Origin of the sequence: Metabacillus sp. Hm71, from assembly GCF_051842955.2 — a bacterium.
Classification (GTDB): Bacteria; Bacillota; Bacilli; order Bacillales; family Bacillaceae; genus Metabacillus.
Genome location: NZ_CM200278.1, coordinates 5,581,397 through 5,599,019, shown reverse-complemented (window position 1 = coordinate 5,599,019; position 17,623 = coordinate 5,581,397). Strand labels below are relative to the sequence as shown.

Below are 17,623 nucleotides of genomic sequence, written 5' to 3'. Positions count from 1 at the left end.
TTATTATGTTTAAGTCTTTTGAAATTATGTACAATGTGAGCAAAAAAGTCTGGGAGATTGTAACCCTGACTAGTCGTAATATATGTTTGTTGCAAAGATACATACTACAAGTAATTATTGGAATGATAAAAGTATAAAATCCTTTTATTGGAGGAGTACTTTTTATGAAGGAACAGGGAAAACAGTTAAAGCTAACATCAACAGAAATTACATCACTTTGGACAACTTATATGAATGATAGTGGACTGATATGTCAGTTTCAATTTTTCTTAGCTAAAGTGGAAGATGAAGAAATTCGACCAATCATCAAACAAGCCTTAGATTTATCTCAAGGAAATTTAAAAACTTTAACTGAAATTTTTAACAGAGAAAACTATCCTATCCCATATGGGTTTAAAATAAATGAAGATGTAGATGTGTCTGCTCCTAGATTATATTCTGACACTTATGTTTTACATTACCTTCATGATGCAGCACAAATTGCCTTGCAAGCATACAGTATTAGTTTATCTTTGTCTGTAAGGGCAGATGTTTATAGTTTCTTTAATGAATGTCTTTCACAATTAACTACATTTCTTAGGAAAGCAAAAGAACTTTTATTATCAAAAGGACTTTATATAAGGTCACCATATTTGCCAACACCTGATCATATTGACTTTGTAAAAAGCCAAAGTTTCCTTACTGGCTACTTTGGGGAAAGAAGACCATTAATAGGTACCGAAATTTCAAACTTATATGCTAATTTTCAAAGGAATGCTTTAGGAATTGCCACTTTAATAGGTTATAGTCAGGTTGCAAAGTCAAAAGAAGTAAGACAATTTCTTATAAGAGGTAAAGAAATAGCATCAAAGCATTGTGAAGTTTTGGGTTCAATTCTTAAAGAAGATGATCTTCCCGTACCAATGGGTTGGGACACAGAAGTAACAGATTCCACAATCTATACCTTTTCTGATAAGCTTATGATGTTTTATACAACAGCCTTAATTGCCCTTAGTGTTGGATATTATGGGGCAAGTATAGCAGGAAGCCCTAGGAGAGATTTAGGTACACAGTATAGCAGATTAATATCTGAAATACTAAAATATGCAGAAGATGGCGCAAATATCATGATTAAAAATGGATGGATGGAAGAACCACCAAGAGCAATAGACAGAGATGAGATGGCAAAATTAGATACTTAATTATAGGGAAGTGGAAAGCATTGATTCGGTTAAGCTTTATGCAACAAAAAAGTTAGGTACCTTCTGATATGCAACTTTTTAATTCCCTATAGCAGGTAAGGATAATCAAATAAAATAAGGGTAGTATAATTAAAAAAGGAATAATTTTACATGATTGGACTTGCTATTGCTGTTATTCTTTTTAATTTTATTGCCTTTAGAACTAATAAACGCCTTACTAAAAATCAAATTCTTCATCTCTGGACATTTACAATTTCTTTGCAAGGAATTGTCGATTTATACATCGACTGTAAATATTCAGCTTATTGGTATTTCGAAAAAGGAGTGGATTGGTCTTCTCTTCCTGCTCTTACATTGCTTATTCCACCTATAAATATGATGTTTTTGAATTGGTATCCTTTTGGATCCCCATTACTTAAACATGTTACGTATTACTTTTATTGGGTAATATTCATGCTTATTTATGAAATGATAGCTATGCTGCCAGAACCATGGGGTTATTTTAACTATGGATGGTGGAGTTTATGGCATTCTGCACTTATAGACCCTTTTTTATTATTGTTTGTCTTAAATTATTATAAATGGATATGTAAAATCGAGAAAATTAACTAACATAAAAATGAGATGAAAGAAATTTTGTAAGTGAATGGGGAATAAACATCCCTGAAAATATGAATGGATTAGGATTTAATGAAGAAATAACTGATGAAGATGGGGACATCTTTAAGGGAGAAATCTGGTTTATAAGTGAACGATGAAAATCTTGGTTTCAATTAAAACCAGCCAATAGAAGCTATGATGAATATTCTACAAAAGTGCGCATTTCCAGAGTAAGGAACTGTGCATTTTTTCATACACCAGAAAGTATAAAATTTGAACAAAGTTTTAGTGTCTAGCTCCAGCGCCTAGCCCCTCTTGGGACTAGACAAATTGGAATAGAAGGCAAAGAACGCCTTCGCCTTCTATTCCAATTTGTCTTATTTGCCCTAGGCTGAGCAAGGCGCTTGCGCTTTTCTTATGAAATGGCCACTATATTGAATAAGAATTTGCATAAAACTCTAATTTATGCAGCAAATCAGGATCGTTGATATATCAACGAAGTACTAAAATCATGCATAATAGCAAAACCCCTTGATAAATACTGGGTTTGGAACTCCTTAAAACTGACATGATGCAAACTAGATTTGTATAGAGTTTGCATTCTACATCCCTTAAAAGTATCAAGAATAGAAATAAGGATAGAATGAATAACTAGATGAGATATACGAGCGTGCGGATTAAATCATAAAGGGAGTTTCTAGACAGTGGAGAAAGCAAAAATTAGTGTTATTCAACTATTTTCCTTGTTGTTTTTATTTGAAATGGGAAGCGCACTGGTCGTCAGTTATGGAATAAATGCTAAAAAAGATGCCTGGCTTGCCATACTTCTAGCAATGTGCGGGGGAATTATCTTATTTTTTATTTACTACTTTTTATTTCGGCAATATCCAAACTTGCCATTAACCGGATATGCTAGAAAAATATTAGGTAAATACGTTGGATGGATAGTTGGTTTGCTATATGTCGTCTTCTTCTTGTACGGTGCTTCCCGGAATGTGCGGGACTTCGGTGATTTGCTGCTTTCATCGACAATGTCAGAAACACCGTTATTGGCGTTGAATATCTTGTTTGTTCTTGCCATTTGTTATGTACTTTATCTAGGGATTGAAGTATTGGGCAGAACAGCGGAAGTATTTATTGTTATATTGATCTTATTTGGGATAGTAGGAAATTTTTTCGTCTATTTATCTGGTAATGTAGATCTTAACAATTTGAAGCCGTTTCTGGAAAATGGATGGAAACCTATCTTAATGACCGTTCCGATTACTACTTTTTTCCCTTTCGGAGAAATAGTAGCTTTTACTATGCTGCTTCCTTATCTAAATCGACATGAATTAGTGAAAAGAATGTGGCTATCTTCCGTCATTTCAAGCGGTCTTATCTTAAGTTATACAACAAGTTTAGATATCGCCGTTCTAGGTGTTGAAGCAACAGAGAGAGCGACATTTCCTTTGTTATCAACCATTGGAAAGGTGAACCTTTTCGAGTTTATCCAACGGCTCGATGCTCTCGTTGTCTTTAGCTTTTTAATTACGATGTTTTTCAAGACATCCATCTTTTTATATAGTACAGTGATTGGAATCGTTGATTTATTTAAATTAAAAAATCATCAACAAATTATTTTTCCAATTGGTCTTATTCTCATCTTTTTATCAATGGCAAATGCTTCAGACTTTTCGGAACATGTTGAAGAAGGGTTGGAAATTATCATGTATCCCCTTTATATTCCTTTATTTGTAATCATTCCATTGTTCATGTTGCTTGTTGCTATGATTCGCAATGGTTTCAAGAAGAAAAATCGAAATAATGAAACATAATAATTATGATGCTATATGTTAAAGTCATCGGGTTGAAATAGATCCAATGGCTTTTTGTTTATCGATAAAAAATCGTCTATGTTTACTAAAAATCAATATTAGTTATTTTCCATATGTATAGTAGGAAACTCTAGTTATTAAGCCCTTACTTTGTAAATCATTCTCTTAATATTCTTAACATTAATTTAATGTCATAAAATGACAATTATATCCTTATTTTACCAAAATCCTAGTTTTATCATCCCTCTTTTGCATTCTCACATGATCAATTTCATTACTAATGACTGACTAACTTCATAGGTTGATTCCAAATATTCCCTATATTCTCGTTCTTTTGGATTATTTTTCTTTGCAAACCGCAAAATTACATTTAATTTACATAGTTTTCAAACCCATTTGGTAACGTTTTAGTAGAGCAAATTTCATAGAATATGACTTCAATACTAAAATCATAGGGAGGAATAGGTAGTGAATGGTAGCAGTAAAGGTTTGAACAGACGTGATTTCTTGAAGGTCGGCGGTATGAGTACGGTTGCCTTAACACTTGGAACAACTGGGTTATTGTCATTAAACGGTGCAACAGAAGCTGAGGCGGCGGCTAGAAGCACAAGCGGCGGGTTTGGCGGCTATGGTCCGCTTGTAAAGGATCCAAATGGGATTCTTGATCTTCCTAGAGGCTTTCAGTATAAGATTATTTCTAAAACTGGCGATCCGATGCCTAACGGTGACTTAGTACCTGCGATGCTTGATGGAATGGCGGCATATAAGGGTGAGAAAAATACAACGATCCTTGTACGTAACCATGAGAACGGAACGAATTCTCAATATCCTGTAAACGGGAAAAACCCTTGGAGCAAGGGAGCAGCTGGCGGGACGACAGCTCTTATTGTGTCACCTGACCGTGAAGTGATTGACGAATATGTGACCAACTCAGGAACAATCCGCAACTGTGCCGGCGGAGCTTCCACTTGGGGTACTTGGTTAACATGTGAAGAAACGCGTGAACTTGGTCATGGTTTTGTGTTTGAAGTAAATCCGCTTGATCCTGAGAACGAAATGTCGAAAACACCGATTCGTGATATGGGGTATTTTTCTCATGAAGCATGTGCGGTTGATCCATCAACTGGTATTTGGTATTTAACGGAAGATAGCGATCCAAGCTTCTTATACCGTTTTACACCGCATGATCGCAGCCAAACGCTAGGTTCGCTTCAAAAAGGCGGAATTCTTGAAGCGGCAGCGATTGATGAAATTTCCACTTCATCTCCAAGTCAATTAAACAGCGGACAAAAGTTTGGCATCGTTTGGAAAAAGTTAAATCCTGAGCGTGCTCAGCAGGATGCCAAGGATTTAGGTTGTATTCAATTTAGCCGCTTAGAAGGAGCTTATTTTTCTGCGGGAACATTCTGGTTTGATGACACAAGTGCCGGCTCTAAAGAACTTGGCCGTGTGTATCGCTATTTCCCTGCGACAAATACACTTGAGCTTTTCTATGAATCTACTGAACAAAATGAATTAGAAATGCCTGACAATATCACGATCACTCCATGGGGAGACCTTTGGATTGCAGAAGATGGCGGCGGAAATGACCGCATCGTCGGCTTAACACCGGAAGGCAAAATTTATACATTTGCAGAAAATATGATGAACGGCTCTGAGTTCGCAGGCCCTACATTCTCACCAGATGGAAAAACGTTCTTTGTAAATATGCAAACACCTGGAATTACCTTTGCGATCTGGGGACCTTTCGCTCGCAGAAATACGGCACGTCAACGGACAATGGGACTAGCTGCACCACCAGCATCCTTAGCACCATCTGTATCGGACAAGCTTCTTGCATTTGCTGAAGAGCAAGGAATGTCTAGATTAGAAGCGGCTGCCCTAGAGCGCCACGGCATGCCGATTCTCTAATTGTTTTGACCGATATTGGACGAGCCTTCTTAGTATCCTTAAAAGATTTCGGAATTCGCTGATATAATTTGGAATTCGCTGATATAATTTGGAATTCGCTGATATATTTGGCGTTTCGCTGATAAAACTCAGAACTCGCCGATAAATTACGGATAGCGCCGATAAATTTAGGAACTCGCCGATAAATTACGGATAGCGCCGATAAATTTAGGAACTCGCCGATAAATTACGGATAGCGCCGATAAATTTAGGAATCGCCGATAAATTACGGATAGCGCCGATAAATTTAGGAACTCGCCGATAAATTACGGATAGCGCCGATAAATTTAGGAACTCGCCGATAAAATTCGAATACCGCCGATATATTTGGGAACACGCCGATAAATTTCGAATACCGCCGATATATTTGGGAACACGCCGATAAATTAAGGAATCCGCCGATATATTTAGGAACTCGCTGATAAATTTTGAATTCCGCTGATATATTCCGTATATCGTCGATAAATTTTAGATTACGCTGATATATTCCGTAAATCGCCGATAAAATTCGAATACCGCCGATATATTTGGGAACACGTCGATAAAATTCGAATACCGCCGATATATTTGTGAACACGCCGATAAAATTCGAATACCGCCGATATATTTGGGAACACGCCGATAAATTACGGAATCCGCCGATATATTTAGGAACTCGCTGATAAATTTTGAATTCCGCTGATATATTCCGTATATCGTCGATAAATTTTAGATTACGCTGATATATTCCGTAAATCGCCAATAAAATTCGAATACCGCCGATATATTTGGGAACACGTCGATAAAATTCGAATACCGCCGATATATTTGTGAACACGCCGATAAATTTCAAATTTCGCCGAATAAGCAAAGCGAGGAGAAAGAATAAAAACCGGGAGGGAATAAAGTTGGGTATTAAAAGCACATTAGGAATGGGTTTGGCAACAGCTGTTTTAGGAGTCGGACTAATCAGTGGTGGGACGTTTGCTTACTTTAGTGATACGGCACAAGCGAATAATACATTTGCAGCTGGAACATTAGATCTTTCCGTTGATCCGGAAGTGATTATTGATGTCGATAATTTAAAACCGGGCAGCTGGGAGATTCGTGCCTTTGAAATTGTGAATAATGGTTCACTTGATATTACAGAGGTTCTGATCAAGACAAGCTATGAAGTAATGGATGCACAAGGCGACAATACGGATGACTTTGGTAAGCATATCCGCGTAAATTTCCTGGAAAACAGCGATAAGTCTGAAGAAACTGGTTATAATGACATCATTTATTCGACAACTCTATATGAGTTGCAACAAATGACACCGGATGCTGTTGAGAAAAAGGTAATCGGCTTTGATAATGAACAAAGCGGATTACCAGCTGGTACACAAGATACGATGTATGTTGAATTCGAGTTTGTTGACAACGGAGAGGACCAGAATCAATTCCAAGGTGATCAATTAAAGCTTAATTGGGCATTCGAAGCAAAATAAGAAAACAAAGGTAACTTATGATGAGTGAGGAGAAGATCTCTCCTCCTTTTCTGCATTTTGACGTAAAGGGAGGGACTAACATGAGTGTAAAAGGGAAAATTTTGACTAGTATCGCGATGGCTGCCCTGGGCTTGAGTTTAATGACGGAAGGAACGGTTGCGTATTTTAATGACAAGGAGCCGGTAACGAACACGTTTACGACAGGCATGTTAGATCTTGAAATCAATAAGGAAACGATTTTTCAGCTTGAAGATCTTGTACCAGGTGATACGATGACAGGGAATGTCGAGCTGATTAATGACGGCAGTGTCGATATGAAGGAAGTGAAGCTGCATTCATCCTATGAAGTTGTGGATAATGGTGAACCAAATCAAGGGGATGACTTAGGGAAACACATCCGCGTTGAATTTGTCAGAATGGTCAATGGCAAGCAATCAGTCGTCTTTCAAAAAACATTAGCTGAGCTAAAGGCTTCCCCGCAGCAAGTTCTAAAAGAATTTCCGGCTGGCAGTGATGCAGAAAAATGTATGATTCGCATCACCTTTCTCAACAATGGCAAAGATCAAAATCATTTCCAAGGTGATCAAGTAAAGCTTACCTGGGAATTTGAAGCTGTTCAAAGAGATGGGAAACCGATTCGAAGATAGATGAAAAAGGAAAGCCGGAGGTTAATATGAAACACATCCGTAAACAAACATCCACGTCACAAAATTGGTTGTTAACGGCGTTGGTTTGGTATGTCTTGATTCTATTTGCCGGATCTGTAACGAATCCTACATCAGCCTATTATCGTGACGAGAAGCAGATGAATGGGAGTATCACGATTGGTACGTGGGAGAGTAACCAGCAGCAAACAAGTGATGAGGAATCAACTGAGCGCAAGCAGAACGATGAGTCAAATCAAACAGCAGAATTAAACAAAGTAATAGAAAAAGAATCGGAGCAAAAACAAGTTTCTGAATCAGCCAAGGAAAATAATCCAGAGGAAGATATAGATCCTGCAAAGACTGAAGAGGAAGGTGAAATGGTTGAAAATGAAGAAGCTGATAACATGGATTAATCGGATTATTACAGGTGTTCTCATGGTTTGTATTGTAGCTGTAGCCGGAGTGGTTCTTTCATCTAAAATGTCCGGCGGGATGCCCGAAATCTTCGGCTACCAATTGAAAACCGTCTTATCCGGTTCGATGGAGCCTGGTATTCAAACCGGATCCGTCATCGCCGTGAAATCTCTTGGTGAAGAGGAGCGAACTCAATTACAAAAGGGCGATGTGATTACGTTCAAGGAAGATGAAAATATGCTCATCACTCACCGAGTCATCGATGTCCAATCGACAAATAGCGGAGTTCAATACACAACAAAAGGTGACAACAACAATACACCTGATTCCAACCCTGTTTTAGCTGAAAATGTCGTTGCTGAATATCATGGATTCACGATCCCCTTTGCCGGCTATCTCATCAATTTTTCCCAGTCCCCTAATGGTAGTATTTTCTTTATGATTGTACCTGGCGTGCTCATGCTGGCATACTCGATCATCACCATTTGGCGAGTTTTGAGACAGGTAGAAGAAAGACAAAAATCGAATTCAAATGAAGCAAATGTGTAGTTTTACTTTAAAAAGGGAGCTGTTTTGCCTATGTAGGAACCAGACCGCTCCCCTTCTGTATTAAGCTATTAATAAAAGTTCCTCCACCGCATACCTCTTCAGGCTAGCATTCCGTATCCCAGTGTTACGGTAAACATTAAAGTTAAAACTTTCATTTATTATCCTTTCTTATAATCTGTTTTGATCCTTTTTATGTTCCCAAAAATTTTTATATGAATCAGTAATAAAAAGGGCTTCAACCGATCTCCTTTTAATTGCCGATAACATCGCTTGGGAACGAGTGTATACAGGATCTTTTTCAGCAATCAGGTGTGAACCAATTCCTGAAAAATGGGATAGATTACTTATTCCCTATTGACTAGTTATAATTCATATTGAACAATAACCTTTATGCAGCTAGTAGATAATCAACAACAGACTAGAAGGTGGGAATAGAACGTGGGGAGAATGGATAGAAGGCAACAACAAAAATCAATCAAGACGATTTGGAGCAATTTTAAGAATAAAAGTATGAAGGTAAAGGTTTTAGTAGCGAGTTCAGTATTTGTTTTATGCTCTTTTCTTATATTAAATATGTTAATTTGGACAAGCGACGTCAGCAAACTAGAAGATCCAGCTCCACAGCCAACGATTATTTATGATCAAAATGGAGATGTTGCTAGTAAGATTGCCGTTTCAAATATTGAAGGGGTAAGTATAAAACAGATTCCCGAGGACCTAATCAACGCAGTAATTGCAACAGAAGATCAGCGTTTTTACAAGCACGAAGGAATTAATTTTATAGCCATTGCTCGGGCATTGACCCAAAACATCATACACGGTGAAATTCTGGCGGGTGGAAGCACAATAACACAGCAATTGGCAAAAAATGCCTTTTTAACGCATGAACGTACCTATACACGAAAATTTAAAGAATTAATTTTAACAAAAAAAATTGAACAAACATATTCTAAAGATGAAATTATGGAACGGTACTTAAATCAGATTTATTTCGGGGAAGGTGCATGGGGAATTCAACGTGCTGCCCAAACCTACTATGGCAAAGATGTTAGCGAATTAACCTTAGCTGAGTCTGCTATGCTCGCGGGATTGATAAAAGCACCATCCATCCTGTCTCCATTTAAAGATATGAAAAAATCCATTGAACGGAGAGATCTTGTCTTAGCATTAATGGAAAAAGAAGGATATATCAGTCAACTTGATGTAGATAAGGCAAAGGAACAGACTATCGTATTAGAGGGCAAAAAGATTGATGATTATAAAGGAAAATACCCTTATTATGTCGATCATATTATAGAGGAAGCGATAAAAAAATATGATCTAACAGAAAATGAGGTTCTTTCGGGTGGACTTCATATTTATACAGAATTAAATCCTGCCATTCAACAAGCAGTCGAACAGGTGTACAGGGATGAAGAGATGTTTCCAGAAGGACAGCCTGATCAATTCGTTCAAAGTGCGGCCATATTTATCAACCCCTCAACAGGTGGAATCAGTGCACTTGTTGGCGGAAGAGGGGAACATACTTTTAGAGGATTTAATCGTGCGACTCAGCTTAAACGACAGCCTGGATCTACAATGAAACCGTTGGCTGTCTATACTCCGGCTCTAGAACAAGGATACGAGATTTATGATCAATTACAAGATTCGCCTATTAATATTGACGGTTATCAGCCAATGAACTATGACAAGCAATTCCGTGGAGAAGTTACAATGTATGAGGCCATAGTGAATTCATATAATGTTCCTCCAGTATGGTTATTACAGAGAATGGGATTGAAATATGGTGCGAATGCAGTTGAGCGCTTCGGTATTAAATTAAAGGAAGAAGATTATACTCCAGGATTAGCACTTGGCGGCTTGAGCGAGGGGGTATCGCCTTTATTAATGGCTCAAGCATTTTCGACCTTCCCTAATCAAGGCGTTAGGGTAGAAGCACACGCTATTCAAAAAGTTGAAGATGCAGATGGTGAAATCATTGGAAAATGGAACAGTCATTCTATAAAAGTCACGGATCCTTTAGTTACCGAGAAGATCACTTATATGCTTAAAGGTGTTGTTGAAGAAGGGACAGGAGCAATGGCTCAAGTGAAGGGCTGGGAATTAGCCGGTAAAACGGGAACAACCGACCTTCCTTTTGCTAATGAAGGAGGTTCAAAGGATCATTGGTTTGTCGGATATTCTCCAGAAATTGTTGGGGCAGTTTGGATGGGCTATGATCAAACAGATGAAAATCATTATTTGTTAGAATCCAGCGGCTCTACTGTCACAAAAGTTTTTAAAGAGATAATTTCTGAGTCTATTTCCGAATTTTCCCAACGTAAATTCAACTTAACTACATTAGAAAAACAGCTGTCAAAGGAAGAGGAAAACCAAAGAGTGAAAAAGGAAACAGAGGAAGAAGAGAAGAAAGAACGGGAAGAAGAGAAGAAAGAACGGGAAGAGGAGAAGAAAGAACGGGAAGAGGAGAAGAAAGAACGGGAAGAGGAGAAGAAGGAACAGGAAGAAGAGAAGAAGGAACAGGAAGAAGAGAAGAAGGAACAGGAAGAGGAGAAGAAGGAACAGGAAGAGGAGAAGAAAGAACAGGAAAAAGAGAAGAAAGAACGGGAAGAGAAGAAGAAAGATGATTAGAAGGAAAAAGTTAGAATAGAAAATGTGTAAGTTTCCTTGGTACCAGCTAATTTGAAAGGAACAGGTTAGGGAAGAAATAAGAGGTACAATATAATCCACATTACGTGAACGTATAAAAGGTGACAAAAGCTGATGAATAAGATTTTACCTACATATTCTTTATTCAAATGGCGCTATCCTGGAACAAGGATAAGCGCTCACTTTTCATTTTAGGGCCATCTTGTTAAAGATCGAAGTTCTAATAAGAAAGGAGTTGAAAAAGTGAATATCAAAATGTTGAAACAAAAAAGAAGGTCTGTTCCCAGGGTTTTATGTTAGGGATAGACCTTTTGTATTAGTAATAGGTGTTGATTAATTTTTGTATCCCTTCCCCAATTTTTTTCACCCCAATTGGAATTTTCCAATCCTCCACCTGAGATACGCTCAACCGGATTCGATTTTCCTTCCTATATACAGGAAGATACATATTGGTTGCATCCTGGACAAGAACATTCTTCTTTTTAAGATGATTGACAAGCTGCGTCGCTTTCATTCGCTTTGGAAGTTCTATGGTCGAATAGAAACCGGAGTTACCGCCAGTAAAGGAAGCCTCAGCTGGGAGATACTCGAGAAAAGCATTTTTCAGAATAGTGCCTTTCTTCTTGTATTGCCTTCTGAGCTTTTGGATATGGGCTTTATACATTCCGCTGTTCAAATAGATCTCAAGTGCACCTTGAGTGAGGACTGGCGTATGAACATCTGCAGCAAACTTTGCTTTCATGAAATCCTTCAGCAGAGCTTCTGGCAAAACGGCCATTCCTAATCTTAACCCTGGCAGCAAGACTTTCGAAAAGCTTTTTGTATAAATCACTCTGCCAGATGGATCATTAGCAAACATGGGATCAGCCTTTTTATTTGTATCCAGGTCTCCCATGTAGTCATCCTCAATGATGTACACATCATATTTCTGTGCAAGCTCTACCATTCTCTTTTTTTCATAATTGGAATAACTGTAGCCTGTGGGATTTTGGAATCTTGAAACCGTGTAAAAGAATTTGATGCTCCGTTCCTTAAATATTTTTTCTAAATAATCGAGGTCAATGCCATTTTGTGTCATTTCTATTCCAATTGCATTCAATCCACGGGAAGTAATGGAATCTATAAAACTGAAATGTGTTGGCTGCTCTAAGCAGATTTCTTCTTTTCTATTAGGGAAGGGAAGAGAGACCAAAAGATCTAGTGCCTGCTGGGATCCGGATACCACACAAATCCTTTCTGGGGGCGCAAATACTTGAAGGTCCTGAAGCTGCTTTGAAAGCTGATGACGTAGACTTGGCAAACCAAGAGGCTCGGAATATTGAAACATTTCCTCCCTGTAAATCTCTATCGCCTGATTCATGCAATGTTGATAGTCCCGATAAGGCATTTTACTCTTGTCAGGGCCTGCTGAAGAAAAATCAATGGTTGTAGGGGGTGTCTTGCTGCTTAATTGATCGCTTCCCACTAAAAAGTAGCCGCTTTTCGGAACAGAATAGATTCTATGTGCTTTTTCAAGCTCATTGTATGCCTTCAAAATAGTATTAATACTGTAGTTTAATTCTTTTGCAAAGTTACGGACCGAAGGGAGTTTATCCCCGGGCTGAAGACGTCCATCATCGATTCTCGACTGGATTTCTTCCATGATTTCTTCGTATTTATTCCTCAGAGTCTTTCTTCCTTTCTTAGAAACTGTATGGGTACAGACTGCTAAAATGATCCTTTTCTGTATCTCATAGGTTGCTTATAGTATAAGGGAACATGAGAGGAAATGAAACGTTATTGAGGGAGGAAGTAACATGAGAATGATGAGAAGTTTTGGCTTAGTTTTAATGTCTATTATTTTGCTATTGGCTGGTACGGGTGCATCCCCTATTGCTGGACAGCAAAAAACGAAGCAACTGCACATTGAAAAGGTTTTTAACGGGAAAGAGGGTACGATGGTGCTTAAAAATCTTAAGAATAACAAGGTATATGTGTATAACAAGGAGAGAAGCACTGAGAGATTCACCCCGGAATCCACCTTCAAAATAGCAAATGCTCTAATCGGATTAGAAACCTCAGCGGTAAGAGATGAGTATGAAGTGAAACGGTGGGACGGTGTGAAACGAGAATTCGAAAACTGGAATCGTGACCATACACTAGCATCTGCCATGAGAGAATCAGCAATTTGGTTCTACCAGGACCTGGCGAGAACCATTGGGGAAGACAAGATGAAAGAGTACGTTTCAAAGATGAGTTACGGAAACCAAGATCTTTCAGGAGGAATTGATATGTTTTGGCTTGACAGCAGCCTAAAAATTTCTGCTATCGAGCAAGTCGACTTTATGGAGAAGCTGGTTAGCGAAGAACTCCCGTTTACTGAGAAGTATCAAAAAACTGTCAAAAGGATGATGATCCAGGATGAACAGGACGATTACATCCTACATGGAAAAACAGGAACAAGGCTATCAGACCTCGGATTGGGCTGGTACGTTGGTTTTATTGAAAATGAAAAGGGAACTTGGGCTTTTGCCGTTAATATTAATGGGTCCGGAACAGAAGCTAAGACTATTGCGGTAGAAGTTTTGAGGGAAAAGAATATTATTCAGGAGTGAAATTCATTTAAATAAAAGAGCAGCCAATGGTCTTGGCTGCTCTTTTAAGACAAAAAGGAGAAGTGTATGCCATTTCTATCATATCATTCTATAATAAGAATCAGATAAGAAGCTGCTTACGTGATATTCCAGACTAGGGCGCAAGGATTGCGTAATTTTATACTTAACGTAAATTGCGGCATGAAAAAAGGACTCATCGATACGAAATAAAAAGGCAGATCACGAAAGTAGTCTGCCCGCCTAACTAGAACTAATTTTTAAAAAGTCCTGCTTCCACAGCTGCTTCAAAGCTTTCTCTAGCAAAATCAAACGGATCCATGCCAACATTCTCCCAATGCATATACATTAATCGTGGTTTATCAAACAGCCAATGGTTATGAACTGCTGTTACGATAATTCCTCTTTTTCTTAATGCAGACATTAATGGGTTAATTTCTTTCTGAAGTACAACAGATTCACCAAGATTAAGACCATTATTTTCAAAGGATAACATAAATGGAAGTGCTAGTGGAGATTGAGTGCGACGATTTAAAATCGTTGCTTTAATATCTCGAAGACGCATAACTACACAAACAGGAGTCGATTGAATAACTTCTCCTCCAATAATATTTGCAAGTTGTTGACAGTTTGAAGTGCTTATGTTTTTACCTTTACCACTATAAACCTTTTTCTTTTTATTTATATACACTTAAAATCATCTCCCTTCTACTATTCTTATAAATAGTTTATTCAGAGAGGGGAAAGATGAATGGGTGGACGATAGAGGAAATCCACCTATTTGAAAGAAAGAATGCTTTTTAAGATTATTATTTAATGTCGTACTTCGCTTAAATTTTGTAATAGTCTATTCAAGGAAAGAGCGTTCTTATCGAGTAATGTGCCTTTTAGTTAATTTATAAAATTTAACTTGAATAGCCTGTAATGCAAAAAAATGCAAATTAATATTCAAAATAAAAGGAAAGATCCATTTTAGAACGAATTATTTGGAAAAAGAGAACGGATAATGGCATTTTCGATGAGCTTTAAGGAAGGTCTATTTATGCTAAAAATAAAACCACAATTTGCAAATCTTTTTCCAATCTTTATAACTGGAGTAATCTTAGGAGCTTTCTTTACTGGACTAGTTTGTTTTATCCTTTTTCAGTTTGGCATTTATAAATTTTAAATGCTTAAATTCATCTTTTAGTTATTCAAGAAAAGGGCGGAATAAACCCCGACACATCAGGTATGCTTACATCATCAGCGAGACCATCCAATGTTAAATAAACGTTTGTTTAACATGAATTATGGCATGTGGAGGGATTTTAATGAGAAGTGAACAAGAAATGATGGACCTAATATGAAACACTGCCGAGAAAGATGAGCGAATTCGAGCTGTTTACATGAATGGTTCCAGAACGAATTCAAACGCACCGAAAGACATTTTTAGAGTAACGAAAAAAGCCCAATTTCTTAATTTTATTACTGAGAAACTGGTTATTTATCAAAAAAATTACGATATTTTAACGGGAATTCATAATTGAACTGAGGGCAGAGCCAATTGGCTGGAATCTAAGTTGTAGACTTAGAGATTGAAGCAGGAATTACTTATTTGGTTCCTATTTCTGTACATAATTTCGTGGGGAAGAAGGTAAAACTGTGAAAACAACAGAAAATTTCACCAACAAGGCCGATCTATATGCGAAATATCGCCCCAGTTACCCTAATGAATATATTGATTATTTATTTTCAGCTAACCAACTGAAAGAGGATCGGATCGTGGCCGATATTGGTTCAGGTACGGGGATATTTAGCCGCCAGCTGCTTGAAAGAGGTTTAAATGTTATTGGAGTTGAGCCAAATGATGACATGAGAAAGATGGCTGAGCAATCGTTAAAACTTTATTCTCGTTTTAAATCAATAAAAGCAACTGCTGAAAATACTACTTTAAATGGGAAAAGTGTGGATTTAGTAACTGTTGCCCAGGCATTTCATTGGTTTGATAAAGAAGCATTCAAAATCGAATGTCAACGGATTTTGAAACAAAAGGCAAATGTCGCTCTTGTTTGGAATAGCAGAGATTTAACTAGTCCGATTATTAAAGAGAATGCAGAAATTTGCCAAAAGACCTGTCCAAATTTCAAAGGATTTAGCGGTGGAATGGAGGAATCTCCAGAAATATTTAACGGCTTTTTTAAGAATGGAAAGTATGAGTTTAAAAAGTATCAAAATGATTTGCTTTTTGATTATGAAGGATTTTTAGGAAGGAATTTATCAGCGTCCTATGCTCCGAAAAAAAATGACGAAGAGTATGAACGTTTTGTTTTTCTCCTGTCAGAGTTATTCGAAAAATACAGTAAGAATGGAAAAATTGTTCTCCAAAACATAACGCGAAGCTATCTAGGCAATGTCTAGACAGCCGAACATAAGAGGGCTTTATTTGAAGTTCCATTTAGAATTTTAAATTATTATTTACTAATTTCGATCTTCAACAAACTGGCGCAATTCTGGGGCAGAGGCTACTGCAAAACACCATTTTTTAATTTTGACACACAATTTGCAGAGGGTAGCAATAGGGTGAAACACTACCAATGGTAAGTGATCACCTTTTTTCATATATTTAGTGATCACCTTTTTTCATATATTTTTGGAAGTTTTCAGTGCTTTCGGTGCAAGAATTGTGCTCTTTCTTCATGTTAAGGATCATTTAGAGGAGGAAGTATTTCAAAGGAATTTTTTTCATCAAAACTGTCTCCACACGGTGATAAAAATTGCAGAATCTATATTCCTAGTGATTCAACAAGCAATGACAATGCTTTCTTAAAGAAAAGTATGGTATAGTGATTTTAATATTAATTGATTGCTGCTGTGGAATGAAAGGTGGCGTACTGTGAAAAATAACATATTTACTAATATTAAATATGCAAGAGTATACGAACAAATTGTGGAGCAAATTAGAGTACTGATTCAAGAAGGAAAGTTACTTCCAGGTGAGCGGCTGCCTGGCGAGCGGGATCTTTCTACAATGCTTGGGTGCAGTAGAACTTCCCTGAGAGAAGCTCTTCGGGTATTGGAAGCTGAAGGAATTATTATTGCAAAACCAGGCGGCGGACGTTATGTACAGAATGTCGACCAACGTCTTGTTATGGAATACAGCTTTGATCCTGTAGATCTCATGAAAACAACATCCATTATTTATTTTTTAGAAGTACGTGAAATGATTGAACCTAATATTGCAGCGCTTGCTTGTGAGCGAGCTACTGAAGAAGACATTTTAAAAATGGAAAGAGCTTTGTTGAAAGTTGAAGCAGAACGAAAAGATATTGATGAAAAGCTGGTGCGAGATAGTATGTTTCATTTGGCTCTGGCAGAAGCAACTGATAATTTTGTGCTTGTAACTACACTAGAAACAAATTTAAATATGCTTCAGCAAATAAGGCTGAAAACATTGTTATCACCTGACAGGCTAGAACGCTCAAGTGCAGAACACCGAGCTATTTTTGATGCAGTGAAAAGCCGGAACCCAAGAGAAGCATCGGAAGCGATGGCTGCACATTTGCGTCGATTGCGAGAAAGTATTTTAAATAATCAATGATCTATTTCTTTGACCCTATCATTATTGATAGGTTTTTTTATATTAAAAATTGTTGACGTTTTCAAATGAGAAGGTATAATTAAAATTAATTAAACTGGTCAGACCAGCAAACCATAGGACCGATAGGTCAAGAAAAGATAAGAAAAGGTTTACTGAGTCTTTTCTTTTCTATCAGAATG

14 protein-coding genes and 2 pseudogenes are annotated in these 17,623 nt (G+C 37.5%); 14 read left to right on the top strand and 2 right to left on the bottom strand.

Annotation, left to right across the window (positions count from 1 at the left end):
- Window positions 1-164 precede the first annotated feature (164 nt).
- From ACSVDH_RS27450 to ACSVDH_RS27405, 10 genes and pseudogenes are all read left to right on the top strand, one after another.
- Complete coding sequence (locus ACSVDH_RS27450) at window positions 165-1,181, top strand: DUF3231 family protein (protein ID WP_439250695.1); 1,017 nt, start codon at window positions 165-167, stop codon at window positions 1,179-1,181.
- Between the two features lie 150 nt (window positions 1,182-1,331).
- Complete coding sequence (locus ACSVDH_RS27445; protein WP_439250694.1) at window positions 1,332-1,793, top strand: hypothetical protein; 462 nt, start codon at window positions 1,332-1,334, stop codon at window positions 1,791-1,793.
- Between the two features lie 23 nt (window positions 1,794-1,816).
- Window positions 1,817-1,939 (top strand): annotated as a pseudogene (locus ACSVDH_RS27440) (DUF3916 domain-containing protein); the annotation flags it as partial.
- Window positions 1,940-2,485: 546 nt separating this feature from the next.
- Entirely contained in the window at window positions 2,486-3,598 is a 1,113-nt protein-coding gene (locus tag ACSVDH_RS27435) for a GerAB/ArcD/ProY family transporter (RefSeq protein WP_439250692.1), read from the top strand.
- A 468-nt stretch (window positions 3,599-4,066) separates the two neighbouring features.
- On the top strand, window positions 4,067-5,509 hold the full coding sequence (locus tag ACSVDH_RS27430) for an alkaline phosphatase PhoX (RefSeq protein ID WP_439250691.1): 1,443 nt from the start codon (window positions 4,067-4,069) through the stop codon (window positions 5,507-5,509).
- A 926-nt stretch (window positions 5,510-6,435) separates the two neighbouring features.
- The gene (locus ACSVDH_RS27425) at window positions 6,436-7,017 is read left to right on the top strand and encodes a TasA family protein (RefSeq protein WP_439250689.1); all 582 of its coding nucleotides are present in this window, start codon (window positions 6,436-6,438) and stop codon (window positions 7,015-7,017) included.
- A gap of 80 nt (window positions 7,018-7,097) precedes the next feature.
- A complete protein-coding gene (locus ACSVDH_RS27420) occupies window positions 7,098-7,664 on the top strand; it encodes a TasA family protein (RefSeq protein WP_439250688.1) in 567 nt (188 codons plus the stop codon).
- A gap of 26 nt (window positions 7,665-7,690) precedes the next feature.
- Window positions 7,691-8,077, top strand: a complete 387-nt coding sequence (locus tag ACSVDH_RS27415) for a hypothetical protein (RefSeq protein WP_439250687.1) — start codon at window positions 7,691-7,693, stop codon at window positions 8,075-8,077.
- Window positions 8,052-8,627, top strand: a complete 576-nt coding sequence (gene sipW / locus ACSVDH_RS27410) for a signal peptidase I SipW (protein ID WP_439250686.1) — start codon at window positions 8,052-8,054, stop codon at window positions 8,625-8,627. The genes ACSVDH_RS27415 and sipW overlap by 26 nt, the downstream gene beginning before the upstream one ends.
- Before the next feature lie 447 nt (window positions 8,628-9,074).
- Window positions 9,075-11,258 (top strand): transglycosylase domain-containing protein, encoded by a 2,184-nt coding sequence (locus ACSVDH_RS27405; protein ID WP_439250926.1) that lies wholly within the window; start codon window positions 9,075-9,077, stop codon window positions 11,256-11,258.
- A gap of 334 nt (window positions 11,259-11,592) precedes the next feature.
- On the opposite strand, the gene ACSVDH_RS27400 is transcribed toward ACSVDH_RS27405, so the two are convergent.
- On the bottom strand, window positions 11,593-12,942 hold the full coding sequence (locus tag ACSVDH_RS27400; RefSeq protein WP_439250925.1) for an aminotransferase-like domain-containing protein: 1,350 nt from the start codon (window positions 12,940-12,942) through the stop codon (window positions 11,593-11,595).
- Between the two features lie 130 nt (window positions 12,943-13,072).
- On the opposite strand from ACSVDH_RS27400, the gene blaOXA reads away from it, so the two are divergent.
- Window positions 13,073-13,870 (top strand): class D beta-lactamase, encoded by a 798-nt coding sequence (gene blaOXA / locus ACSVDH_RS27395; RefSeq protein ID WP_439250685.1) that lies wholly within the window; start codon window positions 13,073-13,075, stop codon window positions 13,868-13,870.
- Between the two features lie 250 nt (window positions 13,871-14,120).
- Here the strand turns inward: blaOXA and ACSVDH_RS27390 are convergent, their stop codons facing one another.
- A complete protein-coding gene (locus ACSVDH_RS27390; RefSeq protein ID WP_439250924.1) occupies window positions 14,121-14,552 on the bottom strand; it encodes a DUF1259 domain-containing protein in 432 nt (143 codons plus the stop codon).
- 625 nt (window positions 14,553-15,177) lie between these two features.
- Here ACSVDH_RS27390 and ACSVDH_RS27385 point away from each other — a divergent pair.
- The 3 genes and pseudogenes from ACSVDH_RS27385 to ACSVDH_RS27375 all read left to right on the top strand — a co-directional run.
- Window positions 15,178-15,300: pseudogene (locus ACSVDH_RS27385) on the top strand (aminoglycoside 6-adenylyltransferase); the annotation flags it as partial.
- A gap of 208 nt (window positions 15,301-15,508) precedes the next feature.
- Window positions 15,509-16,264, top strand: coding sequence for a class I SAM-dependent methyltransferase (locus ACSVDH_RS27380; RefSeq protein WP_439250683.1), 756 nt, complete (start codon window positions 15,509-15,511; stop codon window positions 16,262-16,264).
- 475 nt (window positions 16,265-16,739) lie between these two features.
- Window positions 16,740-17,444: a FadR/GntR family transcriptional regulator gene (locus tag ACSVDH_RS27375; protein ID WP_439250682.1), complete on the top strand. Its 705-nt coding sequence runs from the start codon at window positions 16,740-16,742 to the stop codon at window positions 17,442-17,444.
- Window positions 17,445-17,623: the final 179 nt, after the last annotated feature.

Bases quoted from the DNA above. Each gene is read 5' to 3' on its own strand.
- ACSVDH_RS27450 (WP_439250695.1), top strand. From the start codon at position 165: ATGAAGGAACAGGGAAAACAGTTAAAGCTAACATCAACAGAAATTACA.
- ACSVDH_RS27445 (WP_439250694.1), top strand. From the start codon at position 1,332: ATGATTGGACTTGCTATTGCTGTTATTCTTTTTAATTTTATTGCCTTT.
- ACSVDH_RS27420 (WP_439250688.1), top strand. From the start codon at position 7,098: ATGAGTGTAAAAGGGAAAATTTTGACTAGTATCGCGATGGCTGCCCTG.
- ACSVDH_RS27415 (WP_439250687.1), top strand. From the start codon at position 7,691: ATGAAACACATCCGTAAACAAACATCCACGTCACAAAATTGGTTGTTA.
- sipW (WP_439250686.1), top strand. From the start codon at position 8,052: ATGAAGAAGCTGATAACATGGATTAATCGGATTATTACAGGTGTTCTC.
- ACSVDH_RS27405 (WP_439250926.1), top strand. From the start codon at position 9,075: ATGGATAGAAGGCAACAACAAAAATCAATCAAGACGATTTGGAGCAAT.
- blaOXA (WP_439250685.1), top strand. From the start codon at position 13,073: ATGAGAATGATGAGAAGTTTTGGCTTAGTTTTAATGTCTATTATTTTG.